Raw genomic sequence first — 24,132 nt, 5'->3', positions numbered from 1 at the left:
TCAAGGGCGGTCACGGGCAGAGTGCCTTGTTCAGCAGCGCGTCGACGGCGGCGAAGACCACGGCGTAGTCGGCGCGAAGGTCGGGCGTGACCGCCACCGTGACCTGACGGCGCCGGTCCCCGGTGGCATAGGACCAGGACTGGTACGTCAAGGTGCCGCCGTCGTTGCCGTACACCCGGGTCCCGCACGTGGTGTCGCGCCACGCCAGCCCGAGCCCGTAGTCACCGCCCGGGACTCCCGGTGTCGTCATCGCGGTGAGCAGGCGATCCGGCAGGAGACGCCCGCCCAGCAGCGCGGCGAAGAACCGGTTGAGATCCGTGGGCGTGGAGATCATCTCGCCGGCTGCGCCGAACACCGACGGATTCATCCGGGTGTAGTCGAGCAGCTCCGTCCCGCCGTCGGTGCGGGTCGGCACGTAGCCGTGCGGATGTGGGCCGCCGAGCTGTGGCGACGTCCCGGGCACGGTGGTGCCGCGCAGCTGCAACGGCCGGATGACGCGGCGTTCGATCTCCGTCCCGTAGGGCCGGCCGGTCACCTTCTCGATGATCTGGCCGAGCAGCAGATAGTTGGTGTTCGAGTATGCGAAGGCCACACCGGGCCGGTCGGACGTCGGCGGGTGGGCCACCGCCCGCTGGATGAGTTCGGCCGGTGTCCAGGTCCGCCACCGGTTGGCGAGGAACCCCGGCGCGGGCGGCATCGGCAGGGTCTGGACGTAATCGAACAACCCGCTGGTGTGATTGAGCAACTGGCGCACGGTGATGCGGTCCCCACCGGGAACCACCCCGGGCAGTCGCGAGTCGACCGTGTCCTCCAGCCCGAGCCGCCCCTCGCCGACGAGCTGCAGGACCACGGTGGCGACGAACGTCTTCGTGATGCTGCCCGCCCGGACGCGGCCGTCGACCGGGACCTCCCGCGTCGTACCCAGTTCGGCGACACCGCCGACGCCCTGCCAGGTGCCCTGCGGATCACGCACCTCCGCCAGCGCCCCCACCGTTCCCGCGGTCACGACATCGTCCAGCCGGCTCTGCAGTGCGTCGCGATCCGGGTGGGGTGGCGCGGCGGTGACAGCGGTCGGGACCGCGATCACCGCCAGCGCTGCCGTCGCGATCGTCATGGACCGGAGCACGGGCTTCATGGGACCTCCTCGAGCGAATCCGTCATTCGGTGTTCGCCGGAATCACGCTAGGCACGCAGCCGGCCGAAGGGCACCCGGCTGACCTCCGTCTTTTCCTGGGGGATATCCCCCACCCGAAGACGGAGGTCAGCCGGGTCGATTCCGGGCTGCCGGATGCCTAGCGTGGATCCGGTGCACACGTGCGACGACGGAAGGAGTCCGGGTGACTGAGGTCCGGCATCTCACCAGCGGTGGTGACGACCGGAGCCGGCCACGACCCGGTCGGGTCCCTCGGCGTGCGGTGACCACGCCGACCGCGGACGCACCGCCGGCCGGCCGGAGCCGGACCACAGGCGGCGCGTGGGCCGTGGCCCGCGCGGTGGTCAGGGCGCCGTTCACCGCGCGCCAGTGTCGCGAGCTGCTGTTCGGTGTGGCCGGGCTGCCGCTCCTCGTGGTCAACCCGGTGGTGCTGTTCGTCCTGGCGGTGGACCTGAGCTGGTGGCTGACCGGGGACGGACGGGGAAACCCGTCCTCAGCCGACATGGCGGTCGCCGCGGTCTGCAGCGGGCTGCTGCTCGGGCTGGGAGTCGCGACGGGCGCGGCCCGCACGCTCGGCTCATGGCAGCGGATGCTCGCGGCCCGGCTGCTCGGCGTGCACGTCGGGACGCCGTCGCCGGTGTGGCGCGGCACCGGCGGCCGGGCCTGGCCCGGGGCAGGCCTGCGCGACGGCGCCGGTTGGCGGGTCGTCACCTACCTGCTGGCCACGCTGCCGGTCGGCCTGCTCGAGCTGTACGCCGTGTTCTTCTGGGCCGGCGGGCTGGTCAACCTCAGCTATCCGCTCTTGTGGGGAGCGTTCCGCAACCACCCGCCGGGGACCCGGCTGGATCCGGTGCCGGTGTTCACGCCGTTCGGGTTGTTCGGTGAGGGCACGTTCCGCGTGGCGGACCTGCCCGGCACGTTCGCGGCCGCCGCCGCGGGAGCGGCGATGCTGCTGGCCGCTCCGTGGATCACCCGGGCCGTCACCGGCGTCGACATCCGGCTCATCCGGGGCCTGCTCGGGCCCGGCCGGCTGGCGCAGCGGGTCCACGACCTGGAGCAGAGCCGGGCGCTGGCCGTGGACGACTCCGCCGCCCTGCTGCGGCGCCTCGAACGAAACCTGCACGACGGCGCGCAGATCCGGCTGGCCACGCTGGCCATGAACCTGGGCATGGCCCGGGAGAAGCTCGGTCACGACGGTGGGATTCCCGACGCCGCGGGCGCCCGCGAACTGGTCGACGCCGCGCTGCGCGGTGCCAAGGACGCGCTCGGTGACCTGCGCAGCCTGGTCCGCGACATCCACCCGCCGGTGCTCGACACCGGGCTGGCCGACGCCCTCGCCTCGCTGGCCGCCGACAGTGCCATCCCGGTCGATCTGCGGGTCGACCTCCCGGTCCGGCCCACCCCGGCGATCGAGACCATCGCGTATTTCTGCGCCGCCGAACTGCTGACCAACGCGGCCAAGCACAGCTTCGCCACCACGGTCGCCGTCCAGGCCGCCGGACAGCGGGACGTGCTGCGGCTACGGGTCACCGACGACGGCACGGGCGGCGCCGACCCGGCCCGCGGCAGCGGCCTGTCCGGGCTCGCGTCGCGGGTCGCGGTGGTGGACGGCCGGCTCACCATCGCGAGCCCGCCCGGCGGCCCCACCACGATCACCGTCGAGTTACCGTGGCGCGCTTGACCGCGCGGGTCGTGATCGCCGAGGACGCGGCGCTGTTCCGGGCGGGGCTCACCCGGCTGATCGAGGATCGCGGTCACCAGGTGTGCGCCGCCGTCGGCGATGGTGACGCGTTGCTGGCCGCGGTGGCCGAGCATCAGCCCGACGTCGTGGTCGCGGACATCCGCATGCCACCGGCGCACACCGACGAAGGGCTGCGGGCCGCGCTCGAGATCCGCCGCCGGCACCCTCGCACCGGTGTGCTGGTGCTGTCGCAGTACATCGAGACCCGGTACACCGCCCGGCTCCTGGCGGGCAGCGCGGCCGGCACCGGGTACCTGCTCAAGGAGCGGGTGGCCGACGTCGCCGAGTTCGCCGACGCGCTGGAACGGGTCGCCGCCGGCGGTACGGCCCTCGACCCTGAGGTCGTCGGTCAGCTGCTGCGGGTCAGCCGCCGCGCCGACGGCATGGCGGCACTGACCGCGCGCGAGCGCCACGTGCTCGCGCTCATGGCCGAGGGGCGGTCGAACGCCGGCATCGCCGGCGCGCTCACGGTGACCGGCGGCACCGTGGAGAAACACGTCGCCGGCATTCTCGACAAGCTGGGGCTGCCCCCGGACGAGGCCGACAACCGCCGTGTCCTCGCCGTTCTGCGCTACCTCAGCGCCAACGCCACCCCATCCACCCGCGGGCTGACCTGATCGCGGTTCAGCCGTGCCCTGCGCTCCGCTTGTTCCCGCGCGGCGCCGAGACCGGGCCGGTCAGGCCTGATCGCGGTTCAGCCGTGTCCGGCGCTCCGCTTGTTCCGGGCGGTGGTGGGACCGGGCGGCGGTGGGACCGGGCCGGTCAGGTCAGCCAGGGCGGCGGTGCGTCCGGTGAGGGCCATGCCGAGCGCCTCGGCGGTGCCGGTGACCAGCGGGCCGATGCCGGCGGACCAGTCGATGTCGGTGGCCTGCCAGCGGATCCCGGCCACCCGGCCGGGGGCGACCAGGCCCGGCGCCGGGTGCGGGCCGGTCAGGTAGTCGAGCAGGATCCGCCAGTGCGCGGCCGGCACGTCGGCGGTCAGGCCGAGCGGGCGGGCGATGTCACGCAGGTGCACACACGTCTCGGCGAACGGGCCGATCGGCCCGACCCGGGCCGGGTTCACCCGGTCGCCGGCGTGCGCCCGCAGCAGCCCGATCAGTTCGGCCCGGTCGCGGCGGGCGATCCGGCGGGTGCAGTGGTCGACGGTCCGGTCGGTGTCCCCGCGGTAGCGGATCGCGGTCAGCAAGAACCGTCCGAAGCCGATCAGCATCGGCTGGACCAGGTGGGCGGCCATGTGGTGCACGGTCCACCCGGCGCAGAGCGTCGCGGCCTGCCACTGCGTGTCGTCGAGCCCGTCCAGCAGGTCGGCGATCATCAGCCGGTTCTCGGTGGTCAGGTCGTAGATCTCGGTGTCGGTGCGCATCGGTCAGGTCCCTGCTGCCGTTGGGTTGTCCTGCCGGGAAGCTGGTCCGCGCTGGTCTTCCTTCACGCGCTGCTGGACGTCGCGGTGCAGAGCCTGCAGCACCGTGAGCGCCGCGGTGATCTCCTCGGTGCTGCAGTCGGGTGCCATGGTCGCCAGCCGGGCCAGCTCGGCCTGCCGGACCCGCGTGAACAGCGCCTGCCCGCCGCCGGTGAGGTGGATCAGCACCGACCGGCGGTGCGCCGGGTTCGCCCGTGTCCCGACGTACCCGAGCCGCGCCAGGTCGTCGACGTGCCGCTGGATCCCCTGCCGGACCAGATCGAGGCGGTCGGCGACGGCGGGTACGGTCAGCGGCCCGCACTCGGCGAGGATCTCCAGCACCGCGCGCATCCCGACGCTGACCCCGTCGGGTTTGAGCGCCGCCTCGACCACCCGGGCCGAGTTCAGCACCAGCGGCCGGGTCAGCCGCAGCACCTCGTAGATCCGCGCCCCGCGCGCCGCGCCCTGCTCCCCTGACATGACAACAATGATGTCATGTCAGCGGCTTGGTGTAGTAGACCAGCGTCCACGTCCAGCCGGGCTGTCGTTCCCGGCCGGTCTCGCGGTAGCCCAGGTCCTGGTAGAACGCCATGGCCGCGGGCTGGTTGGTCGCCGTGTCCAGGCGCGCCGTCCGGAGCCCGCTGCCTGCCGCGCGCTGCTCGAGCCCGGTCATCAGCGCCCGTCCGATCCCGCGCCGCCGGGTCGCCGGGTGCACCCGGACCCGCAGGATCTCGGCGCCGCCGCCGGTGTCCGGCCGGTACCCGCCCATCGCGACGAGGTGCCCGTCGGGCTCCACGACGAGGAACTCCCCGCCCACGGCCAGGAACGAGCGTGTCACGTCGGCGAGGTCGGGAAACCCGGCCGGGGGTTCCGCGGCCGGCGGCAGCGGGATCGGGACGCCCGGGTCCGCCGTGTCGCCGATGTTCGGCAACGCGTTCAGCGCCCACAGCACCCCGGCGTGTCCGTACCCCGGAATCTGCGCACGGTGGCCACCTCGCCCAGCCGGCGAGGTGGCCACCACCGCATGACTAGCCGGCGTGCCGCTGGTCCAGCCACTTCAGGATCAGCTGGGTGGTCTCCGCCGGCTTCTCCTGCTGGATCCAGTGCCCGCAGTCCAGGGTGGCCACCTCCACCCCGGGCACGAACGCCGCCAGGTTCGCCGACTGCTGGATGGTGTCCCGATCGCCGTAGATCATGAGCGTGGGCTGCCGGATGATCGGGTCCACGTCCGCCAGCAGGTGCCAGTTGCGGTCCAGGTTCCGGTACCAGTTGATGCCGCCGGTGAACCCCGACGTGGTGAACGCGTCGACGAAAACGGCCAGCTCGTCGTCGCTCATCAGCGGCTCGCCCCGCGGGGTCTCCGCGGTCGCCAGATTGATCATCACCATGCCCGGCTCGGGCGCGGCCAGGGGCACGTTCTTGCGGTACATGTTGCGCAGGAACCGGGAGGTGTTCGCGTCCAGCACGGCGTCGGCGACACCGGGCTGCCGGTTGAAGTGCACGAAGTAGAAGTCGCCGCCGAGGAACTCTTCCATCACCGCGATCCAGGGCCGCTCCCCGCGCTCCTGGTACGGCAGGCTCAGGTTGATCACCGCGTTCACCCGCTGCGGATGCAGCAGGGTCAGTCCCCAGACGACCATGGCGCCCCAGTCGTGCCCGACGAAGGTGGCGTCGTCGTACCCGTAGTGATCGAGAAGCGCGACCAGGTCACCGGTCAGGTGGGCGATGTCGTACGCGGTCACGTCGGCCGGCCGCGACGAGTTGCCGTACCCCCGCTGGTTCGGGGCGATGACGTGATGGCCCGCGGCGGCGAGCGCGGACATCTGGTGGCGCCAGGAGAACGCGTGCTCCGGCCAGCCGTGGCAGAGCACGACGGGTGTGCCGCCGTGGTGCCGGCCGGCTTCGAAGACCTCCAGTTCCACGCCGTTGACGGCGATGAGGGTGGGCTCGGGAAAATCGGCGGGATCAGACAGTACCGGTGAGGTCATGACGCCATCCTGCCGAGCTGAACCGGTCACCTCCTGACCGGTTTAGCTGACAATGTTGCCGGCATGCGAACCGACCGGCTGGTGGCCATCCTGCTCATGCTGCAACGGCGCGAGCAGGTGACCGCCGCCGCGGTGGCCCGGGAGCTGGAGGTCTCCGAGCGCACCGCCCGCCGCGACCTGGACGCCCTGGCCATGGCCGGGCTGCCGGTCTACGCCACGCAGGGCCGCGGCGGCGGCTGGCGGCTGCTCGGCGGTGCCCGCACCGACCTGTCCGGGCTGACCGCCGGTGAGGCCCGCGCGCTGTTCCTGGTCGCCGGCCCGGCGTCGGCGGCGACACCGGCGGTGAAGGCCGCCCTGCGCAAGCTCGTCCGGGCGCTGCCGGAACCGTTCCGGGCGCAGGCCGAGGCGGCAGCGTCGTCGCTGGTCAGCGACCCGCAACGGTGGGGGTCGGCGCCGGTCGAGCCGCAGGCGCCGCGCTGGCTCGACGACCTGCAGGACGCGGTGATCCGCGGCGTGCAGGTGCGGCTCGGGTACGTCGACGGCACCGGCGCCGCCACCGAGCGGACGGTCCACCCGCTGGGCATCGTCGCCAAAGGGCCGTCCTGGTACCTGGTCGCCCACACCGGGGCCGGCCGGCGCACCTTCCGGATCGACCGGGTGGCGTCCGCCGTCGCGACCGGTGATCCGGTGTACCGGCCCGCGGACTTCGACCTCGCCGCGAGCTGGCGCGAGATCGCCGACGAGGTCGACCGGCGGCGCACCCCGCTGGAGACCCAGGCGCTGTGCCGGCCTGACGGGATGTACCTGCTGCGGATGATGCTCGGTGGCCGGCTGGAGGTGGGCGGGTCCACCGCCGACGGCCGCATCGAGGTGGTGATCCGCGGCTACAACGCGTACGCGCTCGCCGGTGAGCTCGCCGGGCTGGTCGAATGGCTGGAGGTGACCGGCCCGCCGCCGGTGCGCGAGCACCTGGCCGTGATCGGCGCCGCGCTCGCCGCGCGGTACGGCTGACCGGTTCTGCTGGCGCCATCCTCTCAGGATTCCGGGAACCCCGCCGGCGCCCCGCGCGCCGATCCCGATCAGTCCTCGGCCGGCTCGTCGGCCATGCTGAACCGGCCGGCGAGCAGGTACGCGCCGTGGTTGTCGAGCTGGTTGCGCCGCCGGTCGTAGCGGCGGGTGGTCCGCGGGTCGGCGTGCCCGGCGAAGTCCTGGGCGCGGCGCAGGTCGCCGTCGGTGGCGTCGAGGACCTCGGTGATCGCGGTGTGCCGCAGCGAGTGCGGGCTGATCGTGTCCGCGGCGGCGATCCCGGCGCGGCGGGCCAGCCGGCGGATCAGCCGGTAGACGTACAGCTCGTAGATGCCGATCCCGGACGGGGTCAGGAACAGCGGTCCGGCCGGCGGGCTGCCGCGCTCGGCCAGCATCCGGTCGAGCGCGTAGGCCAGCGGCGGCGGCAGCGGCAGCCGGCGGCGCCGGCCGCCCTTGACGGTGACGTCGAGGACCCGGTGACCGCGGTCGGTGCCGAGGTCCTCGACGCGCGCGTCGATCGCCGAACCCACCCGCGCCCCGGTGAGCAGCAGCAACGCGATCAGCGCCTGGCTGGTCACCGACTCGTGCTGGGCGGTCTGCAGCAGCCGGTCGGCCTCGGCGCGGTCGAGGCCGACGGTGCTGCTGTCGTCCGGGTCGATGCGCGGGCGGGCCGCGGTCCGCGCCGGGTTGTAGACCGCCAGGGGCTCCGGGTCGGCGGCGGTGTTGTCGATCAGGTAGTCGTACCAGGACGCGACCGCGGACAGCCGGCGGGCGATGGTGGACTCCGCGGCGGGCCGGCCGCGGGCGCCGGTGGCGCGCTGCTCGATGATCCACGCGTCGAGGTCGGCGGCCCGGGCGGTCAGCGGGTGCAGCCGCACGGCCGCGCACCAGTCGGCCCACTGCCACAGGTCGCGCCGGTAGGCGGTGCGGGTGTGCGCGGAGCGTTGCCGGGCCAGCCACCTCGCGGTCAGCGCGTCGAGCCGGTTCAGCGCCGGGGCCGGCAGCTCGGGCAGCCCGGCGCGCAGGCCCGGCTCCACGACGGCGATGTCGGACGGCGGCTCGGCTCCAGTCATGTTTGTAGGATAACGGTCATTATCTTACGCCCTGCCACCGGGCCACTTCTGAGTTATCGAAACGCCGAAACGATTACCGGTAAAGTCGAAACGAAACGATAGGGTTTCGATCATGACCGACGTGCCACCCGAGCCCACCGACCTGACCGGCAGTGCGCGCCGGCCTGCCCGCCTCGCCGACGGCCGCGACCCGGCACCGGCCGTCCGGCGGTGCGGATATGCGCCGTGCGGCAACGAACTGGCCTACGACGGCAAGGGCCGCCCGCCGGAGTACTGTGCGCCCGCGACCCGATCATGGCCCGGCGGCAAGACCTGCAAGCAGATGGCCGCCGCCGACCGCGACGGGGTCCGCGCCGCCGGCCTCGACGCCCCGCTCGAGGAGTACGCGGTGGCCACCGACCGGCTCCTGGCGGTCGCGGGCCCGCTCGCCGCGCAGCTCAGCGCGGTGCTGACCGCGGTCGGCGAGGTCCGCACCGGCGCGCTGACCCGCGTCGGCGAGGCCGAACGCCAGATGGCCGAGGCCCTCGACCGGGCCGCCGACGCCGACCGCGCCGCGCAGGCCGCCCGCCACGCCGAGGCCCGCGCCACCGCGGCGGCCGGCGCCGCGCAGGCCGAGACCCGCGCGACCCAGCTGCGGATGGCCGAGACCCGCACCGACGCCGAGGCCCGGGTCGCCGCCGCCACCGACCGGCTGGCCGCGGTGGAACGCGAGCACGGCGAGGCCGCGGCCCGGCAACAGGCCGCGGAGGACCACCAGCGGGCCGCCGAGCTTCGTGCCCGGGACGCCGTCGCCGATGCCACCCGGGTGCGCGAGCAGGCCGCGGCGGCCGCGACCGAAATCGCCCAGTTGCAGCACCGGGTGCAGGCCGCGGAGACCGACCACCGCCTGCTGACCCAGCGGATCGAGGACCAACAGCAGCGGCTCGCCGACCTGACCGAACTACGCCAGGCGGCCACCGGGCGGGAGAAGGACCAGGCCGCGGTCGCCGCCGCGCTGCGGGCGGAGAACACCGCGCTCACCGGCCACCTGCACGACGCCCGGGTCGCCACCGCGACCGCGGAGGCCCGGGCCACGGCCGCCGAGGCCCGCTACACCGAGCTGCTCACCGTCTTGTCCGATACCGCCCAGCGCGGGGCCACCGCCGAAGAGACCAGCCCGGCAGCGTGAACCTCCCCGGCCCCGCTGCGTGCCGGAACAGCCAACCGGCCCCAGGTCGGGCCCGACCTGCGCGCCACCGTCGGCCACACGCCGCTCCCGCTGCCCGGGGTGACCGGGGGTTGCCAGGCGGAGCAGGCGGATGGTCGGGGTGGCGGGTGGTCCCGATCCGCTGCGCCGCCCGCGACCGCGGCGAGGCGCGGCCGTCCCGCGAGGTGGGCGGTGGCCTGTGGCAGGTGGTCCGGTCCGGGTTCGGGGGGCGCTCCGCGCACACGGTACGCCGGGGTCTCCGCGATGTTCCGCGGTCCGTGACCGCTGGCGGCGCGCGTCACGGCCCGGCCGGTCCGCACGGTCGTCTCCACCGCCGCGTCAACGGCCCTGAGCACCAGCCGGGCTGGCCGTGCGGGCCGTTATAGGCCCTCGATACGGGCCGCCAGAGCCAGCCCGATGACCCCGGCTGGGCCTGCGGGCCGTTATAGGCCCTCGATACGGGCCGCCAGAGCCAGCCGGACGACCCCGGCTGGTCGTGCGGGCCCTTATCCGGCCGTCATGACGGCCGGCCGCGTCAGCCGAGCTCACCGCGAGGAGCGGGCCGGTCCGAGCGCATCACAGGTCGAGCGCCTCGATCACCGGCTTGCGGACGTGTTCGTAGATCACCGAGCTGCGGAACCCGATGATCTCGCGGCGGCCGGTGAACTTGTCCATCAGGAAACCGTGCAGCCCGTCGACGTCCGGGACCGCGACGTGCACCAGGAAGTCGTCGCCGCCGGCCACCACGAACACCGACAGCACCTCGGGCAGGGTCATCGCGTACGCCTTGAAGCTCTCGATCACCGTCCGGCTCAGCGGCCGGACCTGCACGTGCAGCAACGCCTGCACCCCGCGGTTGAGCGCGCCCAGCGCGACCTCGGCGTGAAAACCGGTGATCACCCCGCGCTCGCGCAGCGACCGGACCCGTTCCAGGCACGTCGACGGCGCGATCCCGACCGAACGGGCCAGTTCCCGGTTGGTCTGCCGTGCATCCGCCTGCAGCTGGGCCACGATCGCCGAATCAAGTTCGTCCACGACCGGCATTATCGCGCACCCGCCGAACGTCGTACGGAATCGGGCGATCACGGCCGGTCGGATGGCTACCGTCGGCGCATCACAGCGTGCGAACGACAGGGGCCTTCCGATGAACCACGAACACGTCGTCACCCAGCGCGGCCGCCGCAGCCGGCTGCCGATCACCGTCGCGATCCACTCGACCGCGCGGGGCCGGGCCGCGGGTGGCTGCCGGATCGCCGCCTACCCGCACTGGCGCGACGGGGTCACCGACGCGCTGCGGCTCTCGCAGGCGATGTCCGGCAAGTGCGCCATCGCGGGTTTGCCGCTCGGCGGCGGGAAGACCGTGGTGTCACTTCCTCTTTCGTACGATATGAGCACCACCGCCCGCCGCGACCTGTTGCGCGACATCGGTGACCTGATCGCCTCCCTGCACGGCGCGTACGCGACCGGCCCGGACGTCGGCACCGGCCCGGACGACATGGCGGTGATCGGCGAACGCACCGACTACGTGTTCTGCCGCCCGGAGTCGGCCGGCGGCAGCGGCGACTCGTCGCTGCACACCGCGACCGGGGTGCTCGCCGCCCTGCGCGCGGTCTGCGCCCACCGGTTCGGCAGCGACGACCTGTCCGCGCGCAGTGTCGCCGTCCTGGGCCTGGGCCGCGTCGGCGCGCACGTGCTGCGGATGCTCGCCGGCGCCCGCGTGATCGCCGCCGACGTCGACCCCGGCCGCCGCGACCTGGCCACCCGGTACGGCGCGACCTGGGTCAGCCCGCAGGACTGCCTCACCGCGGACGTCGACGTGCTGATCCCGGCGGCGCTCGGCGGGCTGCTGACCGCGGCCACGGTGCCCACGCTGCGCTGCGCCGCGATCGCCGGCCCGGCCAACAACCAGCTCGACGTGCCCGCCACCGCCGGGCTGCTGCACGAGCGCGGCATCCTGTGGGCGCCGGACATCGCGGTCAGCGCCGGTGGCCTGATCCACGCCACCGCCCGCGAACTGCTGCACGAGACCCCGGAGCAGGCCGCCCAGCGGGTCGCCGCGATCGGCGCCACCCTGACCGGCCTGCTGGACACCGCCGCCGGCACCGGCATCACCCCGGCCGCGGCCGCCGACCAGCTCGCCGCCGGCCGCCTGCCGGTGTCCTGACCCGCGGCGGCGCGCCCGGCCGCCGGCGTGGCCGGGCGGTGGAGGCCGCAGCCCTCCACCGCCCGGCGGTTGTTGCTGGTCAGCGTGATGGGATCGTGAGCGTCACCGGCGCGCTCAGGTCGGAGAGGTAGTTGCCGGTGCCGATGGCCTGAACGGTGAAGGTGTAGGTGTGTCCCGCCGTGGCCCCCTCGGAGGCGACGAGTTCGCGCACGGTCACGCTGGTCTTCGACGTGGCCCACGCCCAGGTGCCGTTGGCGAACAGCTGGTAGGAGACGTGGCCGTCGAAGACCGAGGCGTCCCAGGCGATGCCGGTGAGGATGCCGCCGGTGAGCACGCCACGCAGGTTGGCCGGCGCCGTGGGCGGCGGCCCGGGGCGCGCCGGCGTCATGAACTGGGTCGACGCGGACGCCGAGGCGTTGCCGGAGAAGTCGAGCGCGCGTACCGACACGGTGTACGTACGGCCGGCCGTCAGGCCACCGAACTCCACCGCCGGGTCCGACACGATCTGCGTGTACGGCCCGGTCGTCTGGTTGATCGTGACCTCGTAGTAGAGCGAGCCCGAGTTGTCGGTCGAGGCGTTCCAGGTCACTGTCGCGGAGGTGAACGACACCTGGGACGCGGTGAGTCCGGCCGGCACGGTCGGTGGCGTCGTGTCGGCCGCCGCCCGCGCCGGACCGGCGCCGAGCAGGGTCACCGACGCCGTGACCGCCACCACGGCCGTGGCCAGCACGCGCCCGACGCGCGGCAGGTGTGTCGAGAAACGATTCATTTCGGTTGGATCTCCCCTCTGGCTCCGTTTCCGAATGACCACACGCACCGTCGCACCCGCCCCTGGAACACGGCTGACGCGGCGCTGAAAGCGATCGGCCCGGACCATGCCCGACGCTCGCGGCCAGCAGCGTCAGGCCGTCCATCACCGGGAACCGCCGCCCGCACCCCGCGGTGGCAGCGGAAAATCGGTAGTGGTGCGCCGGGATGCCTGCCAGGCTGCCGTCATGTTGCTGAACCTGGCCGGGCCGCGCGGTGCGGCCGAGAGCACCGTGCTGCGGACCGGTGCGCCGCCCAACGGCCCGGTCGTGCACGACTCCGACGAGATCGGTGTCCCGGCCGGCGCGGACACCCAGCGCACCGCGGCCGGGGAGCGGTCGTGACCGCCACCGTCCGGGTGACCGGTGGCGCGGTGTCCGGTGCCGGGGAGCCGGGTCTGACGGTGTTCCGCGGGATCTCGTATGCGGCGCCGCCGGTCGGCGCGCACCGGTTCGCCGCGCCGCAGCCGGTGGACCCCTGGGACGGGGTGCGCCCGGCGACCACGTTCGGCCCGCCCGCCCCGCAGAGCGACGCGCTCGGCGGCGGCGCCGCGGTGCCCGGCGACGACTGGCTGACCGCCAACGTCTGGACCCCGGCGCTCGACCCGGCCGCGAGGCTGCCGGTGCTGGTCTGGATCCACGGCGGCGCCTACGTCGTCGGGATGTCGAGCTGGCCCGAGTTCGACGGCGCCCACCTGGCCCGCACCGGCGGGATCGTCGTGGTCACCGTCAACTACCGCCTCGGCGTCGAGGGTTTCGCCCTCGTGACCGGCGAAACCACCCTGACCGGCGGAGCCACCCACCCCGCGCCGGTCAACCGGGGGCTGCTGGACCTGGTCGCCGCGTTGCGCTGGGTGCGGGACAACGTCGCCGCGTTCGGCGGTGACCCGGGCCGGGTGACGATCGCCGGGGAGTCCGCCGGCGCCGGCTGTGTCGCCGCGCTGCTGGCCATGCCGGCCGCGACCGGGTTGTTCCGCGCCGCGATCGCGCAGAGCGTCCCGGGCCCGTTCTTCACCCCGGCGCTGGCCGCCGACATCGCCACCGCCGTCGCGGCGCAGGTGGATTGCACGCCCACCGCCGCGGCGCTGTCCGCTGTCGATCCGGCCCGGCTGGCCGCCGCCGGCGACGCCGTCACCGCCGCGCCGGCCGGCCGCTGGGGTCCGGCCGCCACCGGGCAGGTCCTGTTCGCCCCGGTCGTCGACGGCGACACCCTGCCCGCCACCCCGTGGCAGGCCCTGGCCGGCGGTGCCGCCCGCGACGTCGCGCTGCTCGCCGGGCACACCCGCGACGAGCAGCGGCTGCTCACCATGCTGGCCGGGCTCCTCGGCCGGATCACCGCGGAGCAGGCCGCGGCCGCCCTCGACATGTTCGCGCCCGGGCCGGACGGCGCCGGCCGCTACCGCGCCGCGTTTCCCGAGGCGGGCCCGGAGCGCCTCTACGAGCTGGTCCTGTCCGACTGGTTGTTCCGGATGCCGTCGCTACGCCTGGCCGACGCGCACGTCACCGGCGGCGGCCGCACCCATCTGTACGAGCTGACCTGGCCGGCCCCGGGCCTGGGCGGTGTCCTGGGCGCCTGCCACGGCCTGGACCTGCCGCTGATGTTCGGCAACCTGACCCGGTCCGGGCCGGCCCAGCTGCTCGGTGACGCACCCGGCCCGGACGCGGTCGCCCTGTCGGCGCGGATGACGGCCGCGTGGATCGCGTTCGTCCGCGACGGCGACCCGGGCTGGCCCGCCTACACCCCGGCCGAGCAGCTCACCCAGGTGTTCGACACCCCCGGCGCGGTCACCGCCTACCCGGAGCAGGCCGCCCGGCAGATCTGGCAGTCGCACCCGTTCGCCCCGCTGACGCTGACCTGACCACCGGGGGTCGTCAGCGGATCTCGGCGCCCAGCGCGACGTCGAAACCCGCGCCGTTGCCGGCCACCCCGACCAGCAGGACGCCGGCCCATTCCAGGGCGTGGGTCATCGCGAGCCCACCGGCGTCGAGGGGCCGCAGGTCCAGGCTCGACAGGAACGCCGCCACCGGGGTTTTCGCCTCGGCGCTATCGCCGGCGAAGAACGCGTCCACCGGCCGATCCTCGGCCAGCACACCCCGGAAGATCGAGTTGAAGGCCTTCACGACGTGCGCGCCCTCCGGGGCCACGGCGGCGATCTGCTGCGACACCGAGCTGCCCGGGGCGCTCACGAGCCCGCTGGCGTCGGCGGTGAACGGGTTGGTGATGTCGACGAGGATCTTGCCGGCCAGCGCCGCGCCGTACTGCGTGACCACCTCGACGGCGGCGGCGTGCAGCACGGCCAGGATGACGATCTCACCGGCCGGGCGCGCGCCGTACGTGCCGGCGGTGGCGCCGATCCGGTCGGCGAGCGCCCGGGCCGTGGCGGGGTCGCGGCTCATGACCTCGACGGTGTGGCCGTGCTTGACCGCCCGGGCGCCGATGGTGGCGGCCATGTTGCCCGAGCCGATGATGCTGATGGTGCTCATGACGTCTTTTCCTTACTGCAGATGGATGCGGGGTGGGTTCAGATCACCGTGGTGCCGCCGTCGGCGACCAGTTCCATGCCGTTGACGTAGCTCGAGTCGTCCGAGGCCAGGAACAGCGCGACCGCGGCGATCTCCTCGGGGCGGCCCATCTCCCGGCGCGGGATCACCGCTTCGAACTGTGCCTTGGTCTGCTCGTCCATCACTTCGGCCAGGATCGGCGTGGCGACCTGGCCGGGGGTGAGAACGTTCACCCGGATCTTCCGGTCGCGCAGCTCGGCCACCCAGACCCGGGCGTAGGCGGGCAGTACGGCCTTGCTCGCCGCGTACACGCTCCACTGGGGGTAGCCGCGCAGCGACGCGTTCGACCCGGTCATCAGGATCGAGCCGCCGTCGTTGATCAGCGGCAGGGCCTTCTGCACGGTGAACAGGGTGCCGCGGGCGTTGAGCGTGAACGCTGCGTCGAACTGCTTCTCGGTGATCTCGCCGAGGCTGCCCTGCTCGCCGGTGCCGGCGCTGGCCCACAGCACGTCGATCGTGCCCTTCTCCTGCTTGACCGTGGCGTACAGCCGGTCCAGGTCGTCGAGGTCGGCCGAGTCGGCCCGCACCCCGGTGACGTTGCGGCCGATCAGCGCGACCGCGTCGTCGAGGGCGTCCTGGCGCCGGCCGGTGATGAAGACGTATGCCCCCTCGTCGACGAACCGGCGGGCGCCGGCCAGCGCCATCCCGCTCGTCCCGCCGGTGATCACTGCGACCTTGCCATCGAGCTTTCCCACGACTGCCCCGCTCTCGCTCCGCCGATGTTAAGTACACCGATCTGCGTGCTTAAGGTAGCGGCCGGTCCCGCCCGGCGCAAGCTATGCACACCGGTCGGTACCCGGGTGGGTTAGGCTGGGCCGGTGACAGAGGTGGAGAAGGGGCCGCGGGGGTTGCGCCGGGGCCGGGGCGCGCGCGAGCGCATCGTCAGCGCGTCCCAGCAGCTGTTCCGGGAGCAGGGCATCAACAACACCGGCATGGATCAGCTGTGCACGGTGGCCGAGGTGTCCAAGCGCACCCTCTACCAGCACTTCGGCGGCAAGGACGAGTTGATCGCCGAGTGTCTGCGCCGGTTCGACCCGGACATCCTGCCCGAGGTGTTCGACCGCGCCGACCTGACGCCCCGCGAGCGGCTCCTGGCGGTGTTCGACGTGCACTCGCCGTTGTGCCCGTTCATCGCGGCGGCCGTCGAGCTGCCCGATCCGGGTCATCCCGCCCGGGTGCACGCCCGTGACTACAAGCTGGGGTTCGCCGCCCGGCTGGCCGCGGCCGCCCGCGATGCCGGTGCCGCCGAACCGGAGCGGCTCGGCGAGCAGCTGGCGTTACTGCTGGACGGCGCGGCGGCCCGGGGCCGGGTCCTGGACGCGGAGGCGTTCAGTACCGCCGCGGCCATCGCGGCCGTACTGGTCGACAACGCCCTGCCGGCGGCCGCACCCATCTGTCCGAGCTGATCTGGCAGTCCCACCCGTTCGCCCCGCTGCCGCTGGGCCCGGCCGGCACGACGCCAGGAACGGCTAGGACTCCGGCCGCCGGACCGTGATCAGGTCACTGGGCTGGCAGTCGAGAGCGTCGCAGAGCGCGGTCAGCGTGCTGAACCGGATGGCGCGGGCGCGCCCGTTCTTGAGGACGGACAGGTTGGCCAGGGTCAGGCCGACCTGTCCGGCGAGCTCGGTGAGGGTCATGCCGCGGGCCTCCAGGAGCCGGTCGATGTGGATGTCGACGCGGTGCTGCTCCTCGGGGGGCATCAGATGACCTCGTCGAGCTCGGCCCGTAGTGCGCTGCCGTGCCGGACCACCGCGGCGAACGCCAGCACGGCCAGGCCCAGCGGCAGCCACCAGAGACTGAAGGTCGCGGCGCCGGCGCCGGTGAACGACGAGTCCTTGAACACGCTGCGGTACAGCGTGTACTCGGCGGCCGCGCTGATGAGTTCGGCGAGACCGCCGGCGGTGAGGATGACGATGCCCAGCCGGCGGATCCGTCCGGCGGTGGCGGCGGCGAACGGATCCACGCCCGGGCCCAGGGCCGCGGTGACGATCCGGCGGGCCAGGACGGCGATCACGAGCCAGGCGATCGCGCCCGGGGTGCCCCCGGCGATGACGTCAAGCACCGCCTGCGCGGGGGTCTGGTCGGCGACCGTGACCACCACCGCCACGTTGTCGGCCTGCACGGTGAACGCCGGCAGCAGCGGGTCGATCACCGGGGTGGTCAGCGCGTCGGCGGGTGCCCAGAACTCGGACCGGTTCCAGGTACCCATGATCCAGTCGATGGCCGCGATGACCAGGAATCCGACGTTCGCGACGACGGTGACGGTGAGCAGGGCCCGCAACGGGCGCAGGGCGCCGGAACGACGAGAGGATGGCGCCACGAAAGGAGCTCCTTATCGAAAGTCGATGCATCGAGTATCGATAAGGGCTCGTCCTCCGCGGCGCTGCGCGGGAACTCCGGGAGCGGCCCGGACCGTGTCAGCGGGTCGGCCGGTCGGCTGCGGCGTCGTCGTGTCCGGGTTCGCGCGACGCCGGCACCGCGGTGCTGTCCGGGACGTGCGTGCGGGCGTGGGTGATCGCGGTGGGGGTGTCGGCGAAGACGTGCCCGTCGCGGCGTAGCTGTTCGGCGATGCCGAGGGTGGTCAGGACCTCCTCGTGGCTGGCGACGATGCCGGAGAGCAGCACGACGATGCCGCGGCGGTGCAGCCGGCTGATGGCGTCGCCGAGCACGTGCGCGCCGGTCGCGTCGATGGTCGAGACCCGCGACATGCGCAGGATCACCACCCGCACGTCGGCGATCTCGGACAGTTGCAACAGGAAACGGTGGGCGGCGGCGAAGAACAGCGGCCCGTCGAGGCGGTACGCGACGATGTGCTCGGCGAGCAGCGCGTGTTCTTCGGCGCTGTGGTCGCCGCTCTCCAGTGGGATCTGCTCGACGCGGGCCGTCCGCGCGACCGCGCGCAGGGCCAGCACGATCGCGACCCCGATACCGACGGCGACCGCGGTGACCAGGTCGAACGCGACGGTCACGGTGAAGGTGAGAAAGAGTACCAGCGCGTCACTACGGGTGGATCGGGCCAGGGCGAGCAGGGCGCCGGTTTCGACCATGCGCACCGTGGTGGCCAGCAGCACACCGGCCAGCGCGGCGAGCGGGATCCGGGCGACCAGCGGCCCGGCGGCGAGCACGATGACGGCCAGCACGACCGCGTGGGTCAGCGAGGCGAGTTTCGAGCGGGCGCCGGCGCGCACGTTGACGGCGGTGCGGGCGATCGCCGCGGTGGCCGGGATGCCGCCGAACACCGGCGCGGCGAGGTTGGCCAGGCCCTGACCGAACAGCTCCCGGTCGGGGTCGTGGTGCTCGTTCACGCTCATCGCGTCGGCGACGGTGGCCGACAGCAGGCTCTCCAGCGCGGCGAGCGCGGCCACCGCGGCTGCGGCGGGCAGCAGCATGCGCACGGCGTGGACGTCCAGAAAGCTCAGCGACGGAGCCGGCAGACCGGCGGGCAGCGCCCCGATCCGGGCCAGCGAGATCGGGGTGGTCTCGGCCAGGACCGTCGCGGCGGCGACGCCGAGCAGGGAGAACGGCAGGCCGGGGTGCCAGCGGGCGCCGAGCAGCATCGTCGCCGCGACGCCGGCGGCCACGGCGATGGGTGCCGGGTGCGGGTCACCGGCGAAGCGGGTCACAGCGTCGAACGCCACCGCCCACACCTTGTCGCCGTGCGCGCCGGTGACCCCGAGCGCCGTCGGGAGCTGCTGCAGCGCGATGACCACGGCGATGCCGGCGGTGAACCCCTCGAGCACCGGGGTGGGAAGGTAGCGGACGTAGCGGCCGAAGCGGGCCACCGCCAGCCCGATGAGGATCAGCCCGGCCAGCACGCCGACCATCAGCACTCCGCGAGCGCCGAACTCGGCGATGACCGGCACCAGGACCACGGTCATCGCTCCGGTCGGCCCGGACACCTGCAGGTTGGAGCCGCCGAACACCGCGGCGACCGCCCCGGCGACGACCGCGGTGACCAGTCCGGCCTGCGCCCCCATGCCGGAGGTGACCCCGAACGCCAACGCCAGGGGCAACGCCACCACGGCCACGGTCAGTCCGGCGAGCAGGTCGGCGCGGGGGGCGCGACGGGCGGCCGCCAGGTCACCGCGCTGCGGCAGCAGGCCGGTGAGCCGGGCCGTCGCCGCGGCGCGGTTCACTGCTCGTCCTGGGTGCGCAGCTGCGCCAGCAGGTCACCGCGGTCGGTCAGCATCGATCCGAGAATGCGCCGGCCGGCGGCCAGCAGATCCGCCACGTCCGGGGTGCTCAATGCGTACATCACCCGTGAGCCGCTCCGCGACGAGGTCACCAGCCCGGCCCGGCGCAGCACCGCGAGCTGTTGCGACAGGCTCGAGGGCTCCACCTCGATCGCGGTGAGCAGGTCCCGCACCGGTCTGGGCCCGGCCTGCAGCAGCTCCAGCACCCGTATCCGCACCGGATGACCCAGGGTGCGGAAGAGTTCGGCCTTGACCTGGTACAGCGGCAGCGACACGGCCACCTCTTCTGTGCACGTTCACGCCACCGCGGCGCCGGACCCTGACTTGCAGACATTAGCAATTGGAGAAGTCGTCACCGAGCAGCCGGGTCGTGGCGGCCTGTCGCCGCGCCCGCCGGGTCAGTGCTGCCCGGCGCTGACGAAGAAGTCGACCAGGCCCTGCGGGGCCCGGTCGCCGAGGATCGTGTCGAGCAGTTCGTGGGCGTCCTCGTACTCGGCGGCGCTGCGCGGGAACATCACCGCTTCGTAGGCGCTCAGCGCCGCTTCCGGGTCGCCGGGGTGCGCGGCCAGGGCCTGGCCGAGTTCCGCGCCGTCGAGCATGGCCAGGTTCGCGCCCTCGCCGGCCGGCGGCATCAGGTGCGCGGCGTCGCCGATCAGGGTCACCCCGGGGGTACGGTCCCAGCGGTGCCCGTCCGGCAATGAGTGGATCATGCGGGGCACCAGCGGGGTGTCGCTGCCGGTGATCAGCGCGAGCAGGTCCGGGGCCCAGCCGGCGAACTCGGCGGCGACCCGGCCGGCCGCGGCCGCGGTGTCGGTGAAGTCGATCGCGGCGACCCAGTCGGCGGGCCGGTTCAGCTGGGTGTAGGTGTGGATGATCCCGCCGGCCTCGCGGTGCGCGGTGATGCCCTGCCCGGGGGCGAGCGCGGCCATCGTCCCGGCGCCGACGAGCGCGGCCACCGCGGGGTGCCGGGTGTCGACGTCGTGCAGGTACGTCTCGACGAACACCGTGCCGACGTACCACGGGGTGGCCGCGGACAGCAACGGGCGGACCTTGGACCAGGCGCCGTCCGCGCCGACCAGCAGCTCGCTGGTGACCGTGGCGCCGTCGGCGAAGGTCAGCTCGTGCCGGCCGGCGCCGAGCGCGGTCACGGCCGTGAGTTTGCGGCCCCACTGCACGGTGCCGGCCGGCAGCGCCTCGATCAGGATCCGGCGCAGGTCGCCGCGCAGCGCCTCGGGGCGCGCGCCGGTGCCGTCGTCGGGTTCGTCGAGCAGCACCGTGGCGTGCTTGTCGAGCACCCGCGACGCGGCGGCGCCCTCGTGGATGATCGCCCGGAACGCTGCGGTGAGCCCGGCGGCCTCCAGGGCGACCTGGCCGTTGTGGGCGTGCATGTCGAGCTGCCCGCCCTGGGCGCGCGCGTCCGCGGACGGTTCGGCCTCGTAGACCGTCGCCGTGATGCCGTGCACGTGCAGGACCCGGGCCAGGGTGAGGCCGCCGAGTCCCGCGCCGATGATCGTGACCGGTGTCGTCATCTTCGTGTCCTTCGGGAAGTCGTCTGGAATGCCGTTCCATAACCATCCTGGAACTGCGTTCCACGAGGTGTCAACGTGGTGCGCGCCACGGCAGGGGGCCTCGACGATGGTCGCATCACCGGCACGCGCGCTCACGGCGTACCGGAAAAGCAGTGACCGCAGGCGGCAGCGGCCCGGACGCCGACGGCGGGGGTTATTCCGGCTGGCGCTGGCGCAGGTAGGCCAGGACGGCCTCGCGGGTGGTGCGGACCCCGAACAGGGTGCGGGCCTCGGCGATGCGCCGGTTCGCGGTGCGCAGCGACAGGAACTCGGCGGCGGCCGCGGCGGCGATGGTGTCCCCGGCGGCGAGCCGGTCGAGCAGGGCGCGCTGCTCCGGGATGAGGCTGGCGACCGGGTCCCCGCCGGTCTCCGGGGCGTCCGCGCCGCGCCGCACCGGGCCGATCCGCCCCAGGTCGTCGACGAGCGCCCGCCCGGCCGGCGACTCGGCGTCACAGACCGCGACGATGCCGGTGCCGCGGGCCGCCGCCAGCACCGCCAGGCGCACGGTCTCGGTGTCGTCGTCGCCGATCCGGCCGTGCAGCACGATGTGCGCCGCGGCCACGTCCCAGGCCTGGTCGGGCAGGGCGAAACCGACCCGGGCGGTCCAGCCCTCCCGGGCCAGGCGGCGCAGCACCGCGTCGGCGTCGGCCGCGGTGGCAACTACGTGGCGTGGTGCGTCGGGCTGTGTGTTCACCGGCCATCCTCGCTGTTGTCGCTGGGATCGAGTCGGCTCGGGGGCGCGGCGAAGGCCAGCGCGGCGGCTTCGGTCCGGGTCCGGGCGCCGAGCTTGCGCATGCTGGCCCGGATGTGGGTGTCGACGGTCTCGGTGGAGATGCCCAGCTGCCCGGCGATCCGCCGGGTCGGTTCACCGGCCGCGACCAGCGCCAGGACGTCCTGTTCGCGCTGGGTGAGCCCGCCGTGCGAGCGGCGGCTGCGGGTGTCGCGGTGCACCCGGTGCTGGCGCAGGCCGCGGCGGGCCCGCCCGGCGAGCACGGTCAGCCCGGCCCGGTCGGCGAGGTCCTCGGCGCGCAGCAGCGCGGCGACCGCCCGGTCCCGATCGGTATCGGTCAGCCCGGCGGCGAGCAGGCAGCGGATCTGCTCGCGCAGCACGATCGGCTGCCAGCTGTCCGCGGCGGCCGGGAAACCCTGGCCGACGGCCCAGGCGGTCAAGGTCCGCCGCGCCGGTCCGGGCAGTCCGGTGGGGATCGGCGCATTCTCGCGTACGCCGAGGTCGTGCGCCGCCCACCGCGCCGTGATCGCCTGCAGCCCGGACAGCAGCCCGGCGCTCTCCTGGTCGGCGCCGGTGGCGTCGGCCCGGTCGGGTTGCCCGTCGAGCCACGCGGCCTCGCGCACCACCCAGGCCACCGCCGGGTGCGCCGGCGCCCCGGCCAGCCGGGCCCGGGCGGCGGCCAGCAGCCCGGTGTCCGCCTCGATCAGCGCGGTCGCCGCGGTGGCGTAGCCGCGGGCGTCGTCGGGCAGCGCCAGGTCGGTGAGGTTCGCGGCGCGCCGCAGCACCCCCTCGACGCCGTCCCAGCCGGCCGGCGGGACCGCCGCGGCGTCCGGGCCGGTCTCGGGCAGGGCCGGGCCGTGCAGGGCCAGGGCCCAGTCGGCGGCGGCGATGAACCGGGTGTGCCAGCCGTAGGCGAACACCGTCGCGGCGGCGTCGGCGGCCCGCAGCGCCGCGGCGGCCGAGTCGACCAGGCGGCCGTCGGCGGCCAGGTGCTCGACCAGCAGCCACGCGCTCCACCGGGTGATCAGCGGGTCGCCGCCGGGGTCGGCGGCCTCTTCCAGGGCGGTGTCCCAGCCGGGGGTGCGGTGCGCGGCGCGGACCGCGGCCAGCGCGGCGGCGACCCCGGGCAGCGGCGCCGGGTGCCGGGCCGCGACCTTCTCGGCCAGGTCCAGGGCCGACATCGGCGCGGTGTCCAGGGCGGCGAGCAGCAGCACCCGGTCACGGGCGGCGACCACGGCGACCGCGGCGGTGTCCGGCACGCCGCGGACCGCGGCGCGGGCCTGTTCCGGCTGGCCGGCCTGCAGCAGCGCCTCGCCGTGCAGCACGGCGACCTCCAGCGCGAGGGGGGCGGCCGCGCCGGTCGGGCGGGCCCCGGCGGCGGCGAGCACCGCGGCGGCGTCACCGGCGCGCCCGGCGATCAGGGCGGCGTCCGCGGCGGCGAGCCGGACCCGCAGGTCGACCGGGGTGTCCAGGCCGCAGGCGAACAGCAGCAGCGCGGCGCGTTCGCCGCCGCCGGCCTGGTCGGCGGCGAGCAGCGCCTGCCGGTACGCCCCGGCGTTGTCGCCGGCGGCGGCCAGGTGCCGGGCGGCTTCGGCCGGCGGGGTCAGCTGCGCCAGGCGCTGGTGCATCTCGGCGCGGGCGCCCGCATCCAGCAGACCGGCCGCGGTCTCGGCGACGTACGCCGACACCGGGAACAGCGCGCCGCCGGGTTCGGTGTCGACCAGCCCGGCCGCCTGCAGGTCGCTGGCGCCGGGACCGAGCAGCCCGGCCGGCGCGGGCCGGCCGAGCAGCCCGAGCGCGGCCAGCGCGGTGCGTGCCGGGCGGGGCAGGTCGGCCAGGGCGGTGGCGATCGCGTACGCGATCTGGTCGATGTCGTGGGCGGCCGGGCCGCGACCGGCGGCCGCCTGCCGGGCCAGCGCGATGATCGCCAGGGGGTTGCCGCCGGCCCGGGCGGTGACCGCGTCCAGGGTGGCCTCGTCCAGGCGGGCCGCGGTGCGCCGGGCCAGCGCGGCGGCCTCCTCGGCGCTCAGCGGCGCGACCGGCACCCACGCGGTGGCGGCGGCGCGCAGCGCGTCGTGCAGGTCGTCGGGCAGCCGGTGCGGGGTGCGCAGCGCGACCAGGACCCGGCAGGTGCGGGCCAGGTGCGGCAGCGCGGCGACGGTGGCCGGGTCGCAGTGCTGCAGGTCGTCGAGGACCAGCAGGCCGCCGCGGACCCGGGAGCGGACCGCCTCGGCGAGCAGGTGCACGTCGTCACCGGGCAGCCGGGCCCGGACCGCCCGGCTCAGCGCGAGCGCCGGCACGGTGGCGAGCATGGCCAGGCCACCACCGGCGTGCACCGGCCCGCCGGCCGCCGCGGCGATGCGGTGCAGCAGGGTGCTGCGCCCGCATCCGGGCGGTCCGGTCAGCACGACGAGGGCCGGGCCGTGACGCAGAGTGGAGGATGCGGCCAGGTAAGGCTCGTCCGCCACTAGTGTCCTCCTCGTTGCCTGGCACGAACTCGGGATCCCGCACGTGGCATCCGCGTCCGTAGGCTGTGCTGCGGG

At 74.5% G+C, this 24,132-nt stretch carries 25 protein-coding genes; 8 read left to right on the top strand and 17 right to left on the bottom strand.

Annotated features, from left to right (window positions below):
• Positions 1 to 10 precede the first annotated feature (10 nt).
• Positions 11 to 1,135 (bottom strand): serine hydrolase domain-containing protein, encoded by a 1,125-nt coding sequence (locus Apa02nite_RS16650; RefSeq protein WP_239164355.1) that lies wholly within the window; start codon positions 1,133 to 1,135, stop codon positions 11 to 13.
• 202 nt (positions 1,136 to 1,337) lie between these two features.
• On the opposite strand from Apa02nite_RS16650, the gene Apa02nite_RS16645 reads away from it, so the two are divergent.
• Positions 1,338 to 2,834 carry a sensor histidine kinase gene (locus tag Apa02nite_RS16645; protein ID WP_239164354.1) on the top strand — a complete coding sequence of 499 codons (1,497 nt, stop codon included), beginning with the start codon at positions 1,338 to 1,340 and terminating at the stop codon, positions 2,832 to 2,834.
• Positions 2,831 to 3,511, top strand: a complete 681-nt coding sequence (locus tag Apa02nite_RS16640; protein ID WP_203825757.1) for a response regulator transcription factor — start codon at positions 2,831 to 2,833, stop codon at positions 3,509 to 3,511. The genes Apa02nite_RS16645 and Apa02nite_RS16640 overlap by 4 nt, the downstream gene beginning before the upstream one ends.
• A gap of 77 nt (positions 3,512 to 3,588) precedes the next feature.
• Here Apa02nite_RS16640 and Apa02nite_RS16635 read toward each other — a convergent pair whose 3' ends face one another.
• The 4 genes from Apa02nite_RS16635 to Apa02nite_RS16620 form a co-directional block, all read right to left on the bottom strand.
• The gene (locus Apa02nite_RS16635) at positions 3,589 to 4,257 is read right to left on the bottom strand and encodes a maleylpyruvate isomerase family mycothiol-dependent enzyme (RefSeq protein ID WP_203825756.1); all 669 of its coding nucleotides are present in this window, start codon (positions 4,255 to 4,257) and stop codon (positions 3,589 to 3,591) included.
• Positions 4,258 to 4,260: 3 nt separating this feature from the next.
• Positions 4,261 to 4,773, bottom strand: a complete 513-nt coding sequence (locus Apa02nite_RS16630) for a MarR family winged helix-turn-helix transcriptional regulator (RefSeq protein ID WP_203825755.1) — start codon at positions 4,771 to 4,773, stop codon at positions 4,261 to 4,263.
• A 13-nt stretch (positions 4,774 to 4,786) separates the two neighbouring features.
• Positions 4,787 to 5,245: a GNAT family N-acetyltransferase gene (locus Apa02nite_RS16625; RefSeq protein WP_203825754.1), complete on the bottom strand. Its 459-nt coding sequence runs from the start codon at positions 5,243 to 5,245 to the stop codon at positions 4,787 to 4,789.
• A gap of 76 nt (positions 5,246 to 5,321) precedes the next feature.
• Positions 5,322 to 6,281, bottom strand: a complete 960-nt coding sequence (locus Apa02nite_RS16620) for an alpha/beta fold hydrolase (RefSeq protein WP_239164353.1) — start codon at positions 6,279 to 6,281, stop codon at positions 5,322 to 5,324.
• Between the two features lie 63 nt (positions 6,282 to 6,344).
• Between Apa02nite_RS16620 and Apa02nite_RS16615 the strand changes: the two genes are divergently transcribed.
• Positions 6,345 to 7,292, top strand: coding sequence for a helix-turn-helix transcriptional regulator (locus Apa02nite_RS16615; protein WP_203825752.1), 948 nt, complete (start codon positions 6,345 to 6,347; stop codon positions 7,290 to 7,292).
• 68 nt (positions 7,293 to 7,360) lie between these two features.
• On the opposite strand, the gene Apa02nite_RS16610 is transcribed toward Apa02nite_RS16615, so the two are convergent.
• Complete coding sequence (locus tag Apa02nite_RS16610) at positions 7,361 to 8,380, bottom strand: tyrosine-type recombinase/integrase (RefSeq protein WP_203825751.1); 1,020 nt, start codon at positions 8,378 to 8,380, stop codon at positions 7,361 to 7,363.
• 112 nt (positions 8,381 to 8,492) lie between these two features.
• Here Apa02nite_RS16610 and Apa02nite_RS16605 point away from each other — a divergent pair, with 112 nt between their 5' ends.
• Complete coding sequence (locus tag Apa02nite_RS16605; protein WP_203825750.1) at positions 8,493 to 9,548, top strand: hypothetical protein; 1,056 nt, start codon at positions 8,493 to 8,495, stop codon at positions 9,546 to 9,548.
• A 594-nt stretch (positions 9,549 to 10,142) separates the two neighbouring features.
• Here the strand turns inward: Apa02nite_RS16605 and Apa02nite_RS16600 are convergent.
• Positions 10,143 to 10,610 carry an Lrp/AsnC family transcriptional regulator gene (locus Apa02nite_RS16600; RefSeq protein WP_203825796.1) on the bottom strand — a complete coding sequence of 156 codons (468 nt, stop codon included), beginning with the start codon at positions 10,608 to 10,610 and terminating at the stop codon, positions 10,143 to 10,145.
• Positions 10,611 to 10,710: 100 nt separating this feature from the next.
• Here Apa02nite_RS16600 and Apa02nite_RS16595 point away from each other — a divergent pair, with 100 nt between their 5' ends.
• The gene (locus Apa02nite_RS16595) at positions 10,711 to 11,730 is read left to right on the top strand and encodes a Glu/Leu/Phe/Val dehydrogenase family protein (RefSeq protein WP_203825749.1); all 1,020 of its coding nucleotides are present in this window, start codon (positions 10,711 to 10,713) and stop codon (positions 11,728 to 11,730) included.
• A gap of 79 nt (positions 11,731 to 11,809) precedes the next feature.
• Here Apa02nite_RS16595 and Apa02nite_RS16590 read toward each other — a convergent pair whose 3' ends face one another.
• On the bottom strand, positions 11,810 to 12,499 hold the full coding sequence (locus Apa02nite_RS16590) for a fibronectin type III domain-containing protein (RefSeq protein ID WP_203825748.1): 690 nt from the start codon (positions 12,497 to 12,499) through the stop codon (positions 11,810 to 11,812).
• A gap of 226 nt (positions 12,500 to 12,725) precedes the next feature.
• Here Apa02nite_RS16590 and Apa02nite_RS16585 point away from each other — a divergent pair, with 226 nt between their 5' ends.
• Together Apa02nite_RS16585 and Apa02nite_RS16580 are read left to right on the top strand one after the other, a co-directional pair.
• Entirely contained in the window at positions 12,726 to 12,881 is a 156-nt protein-coding gene (locus Apa02nite_RS16585; protein ID WP_203825747.1) for a hypothetical protein, read from the top strand.
• Entirely contained in the window at positions 12,878 to 14,395 is a 1,518-nt protein-coding gene (locus Apa02nite_RS16580; RefSeq protein WP_203825746.1) for a carboxylesterase/lipase family protein, read from the top strand. Before Apa02nite_RS16585 ends, Apa02nite_RS16580 begins: the two co-directional genes overlap by 4 nt.
• A gap of 13 nt (positions 14,396 to 14,408) precedes the next feature.
• Here Apa02nite_RS16580 and Apa02nite_RS16575 read toward each other — a convergent pair whose 3' ends face one another.
• Positions 14,409 to 15,020 (bottom strand): NADPH-dependent F420 reductase, encoded by a 612-nt coding sequence (locus Apa02nite_RS16575; protein ID WP_203825745.1) that lies wholly within the window; start codon positions 15,018 to 15,020, stop codon positions 14,409 to 14,411.
• Between the two features lie 38 nt (positions 15,021 to 15,058).
• Positions 15,059 to 15,793: an SDR family NAD(P)-dependent oxidoreductase gene (locus Apa02nite_RS16570; RefSeq protein ID WP_203825744.1), complete on the bottom strand. Its 735-nt coding sequence runs from the start codon at positions 15,791 to 15,793 to the stop codon at positions 15,059 to 15,061.
• Between the two features lie 123 nt (positions 15,794 to 15,916).
• Here Apa02nite_RS16570 and Apa02nite_RS16565 point away from each other — a divergent pair, with 123 nt between their 5' ends.
• A complete protein-coding gene (locus Apa02nite_RS16565; protein ID WP_203825743.1) occupies positions 15,917 to 16,504 on the top strand; it encodes a TetR/AcrR family transcriptional regulator in 588 nt (195 codons plus the stop codon).
• 63 nt (positions 16,505 to 16,567) lie between these two features.
• Here Apa02nite_RS16565 and Apa02nite_RS16560 read toward each other — a convergent pair whose 3' ends face one another.
• From Apa02nite_RS16560 to Apa02nite_RS16530, 7 genes are all read right to left on the bottom strand, one after another.
• Entirely contained in the window at positions 16,568 to 16,798 is a 231-nt protein-coding gene (locus tag Apa02nite_RS16560) for a helix-turn-helix domain-containing protein (protein WP_203825742.1), read from the bottom strand.
• The gene (locus Apa02nite_RS16555) at positions 16,798 to 17,418 is read right to left on the bottom strand and encodes a hypothetical protein (RefSeq protein ID WP_203825741.1); all 621 of its coding nucleotides are present in this window, start codon (positions 17,416 to 17,418) and stop codon (positions 16,798 to 16,800) included. Before Apa02nite_RS16555 ends, Apa02nite_RS16560 begins: the two co-directional genes overlap by 1 nt.
• A 97-nt stretch (positions 17,419 to 17,515) precedes the next feature.
• Complete coding sequence (locus tag Apa02nite_RS16550; RefSeq protein WP_203825740.1) at positions 17,516 to 19,234, bottom strand: SulP family inorganic anion transporter; 1,719 nt, start codon at positions 19,232 to 19,234, stop codon at positions 17,516 to 17,518.
• On the bottom strand, positions 19,231 to 19,566 hold the full coding sequence (locus Apa02nite_RS16545) for an ArsR/SmtB family transcription factor (RefSeq protein ID WP_203825739.1): 336 nt from the start codon (positions 19,564 to 19,566) through the stop codon (positions 19,231 to 19,233). The genes Apa02nite_RS16550 and Apa02nite_RS16545 overlap by 4 nt, the downstream gene beginning before the upstream one ends.
• Before the next feature lie 123 nt (positions 19,567 to 19,689).
• Complete coding sequence (locus Apa02nite_RS16540) at positions 19,690 to 20,820, bottom strand: FAD-dependent oxidoreductase (RefSeq protein WP_203825738.1); 1,131 nt, start codon at positions 20,818 to 20,820, stop codon at positions 19,690 to 19,692.
• A 193-nt stretch (positions 20,821 to 21,013) separates the two neighbouring features.
• On the bottom strand, positions 21,014 to 21,553 hold the full coding sequence (locus Apa02nite_RS16535) for a LuxR family transcriptional regulator (protein WP_067694961.1): 540 nt from the start codon (positions 21,551 to 21,553) through the stop codon (positions 21,014 to 21,016).
• Positions 21,550 to 24,057 carry a LuxR C-terminal-related transcriptional regulator gene (locus Apa02nite_RS16530; RefSeq protein ID WP_203825737.1) on the bottom strand — a complete coding sequence of 836 codons (2,508 nt, stop codon included), beginning with the start codon at positions 24,055 to 24,057 and terminating at the stop codon, positions 21,550 to 21,552. The genes Apa02nite_RS16535 and Apa02nite_RS16530 overlap by 4 nt, the downstream gene beginning before the upstream one ends.
• Between the last annotated feature and the right edge of the window lie 75 nt (positions 24,058 to 24,132).

The organism is Actinoplanes palleronii (genome assembly GCF_016862315.1).
GTDB classification, from domain to species: domain Bacteria; phylum Actinomycetota; class Actinomycetes; order Mycobacteriales; family Micromonosporaceae; genus Actinoplanes; species Actinoplanes palleronii.
This window is presented reverse-complemented; position numbering and strand designations above follow the sequence as displayed.

Coding starts and splice junctions, on each gene's coding strand:
- Apa02nite_RS16650 (WP_239164355.1), bottom strand. CDS start 1,135: ATGAAGCCCGTGCTCCGGTCCATGACGATCGCGACGGCAGCGCTGGCG.
- Apa02nite_RS16635 (WP_203825756.1), bottom strand. CDS start 4,257: ATGCGCACCGACACCGAGATCTACGACCTGACCACCGAGAACCGGCTG.
- Apa02nite_RS16630 (WP_203825755.1), bottom strand. CDS start 4,773: ATGTCAGGGGAGCAGGGCGCGGCGCGCGGGGCGCGGATCTACGAGGTG.
- Apa02nite_RS16620 (WP_239164353.1), bottom strand. CDS start 6,281: ATGACCTCACCGGTACTGTCTGATCCCGCCGATTTTCCCGAGCCCACC.
- Apa02nite_RS16615 (WP_203825752.1), top strand. CDS start 6,345: ATGCGAACCGACCGGCTGGTGGCCATCCTGCTCATGCTGCAACGGCGC.
- Apa02nite_RS16610 (WP_203825751.1), bottom strand. CDS start 8,380: ATGACTGGAGCCGAGCCGCCGTCCGACATCGCCGTCGTGGAGCCGGGC.
- Apa02nite_RS16605 (WP_203825750.1), top strand. CDS start 8,493: ATGACCGACGTGCCACCCGAGCCCACCGACCTGACCGGCAGTGCGCGC.
- Apa02nite_RS16600 (WP_203825796.1), bottom strand. CDS start 10,610: ATGCCGGTCGTGGACGAACTTGATTCGGCGATCGTGGCCCAGCTGCAG.
- Apa02nite_RS16595 (WP_203825749.1), top strand. CDS start 10,711: ATGAACCACGAACACGTCGTCACCCAGCGCGGCCGCCGCAGCCGGCTG.
- Apa02nite_RS16590 (WP_203825748.1), bottom strand. CDS start 12,499: ATGAATCGTTTCTCGACACACCTGCCGCGCGTCGGGCGCGTGCTGGCC.
- Apa02nite_RS16585 (WP_203825747.1), top strand. CDS start 12,726: ATGTTGCTGAACCTGGCCGGGCCGCGCGGTGCGGCCGAGAGCACCGTG.
- Apa02nite_RS16575 (WP_203825745.1), bottom strand. CDS start 15,020: ATGAGCACCATCAGCATCATCGGCTCGGGCAACATGGCCGCCACCATC.
- Apa02nite_RS16560 (WP_203825742.1), bottom strand. CDS start 16,798: ATGCCCCCCGAGGAGCAGCACCGCGTCGACATCCACATCGACCGGCTC.
- Apa02nite_RS16540 (WP_203825738.1), bottom strand. CDS start 20,820: ATGACGACACCGGTCACGATCATCGGCGCGGGACTCGGCGGCCTCACC.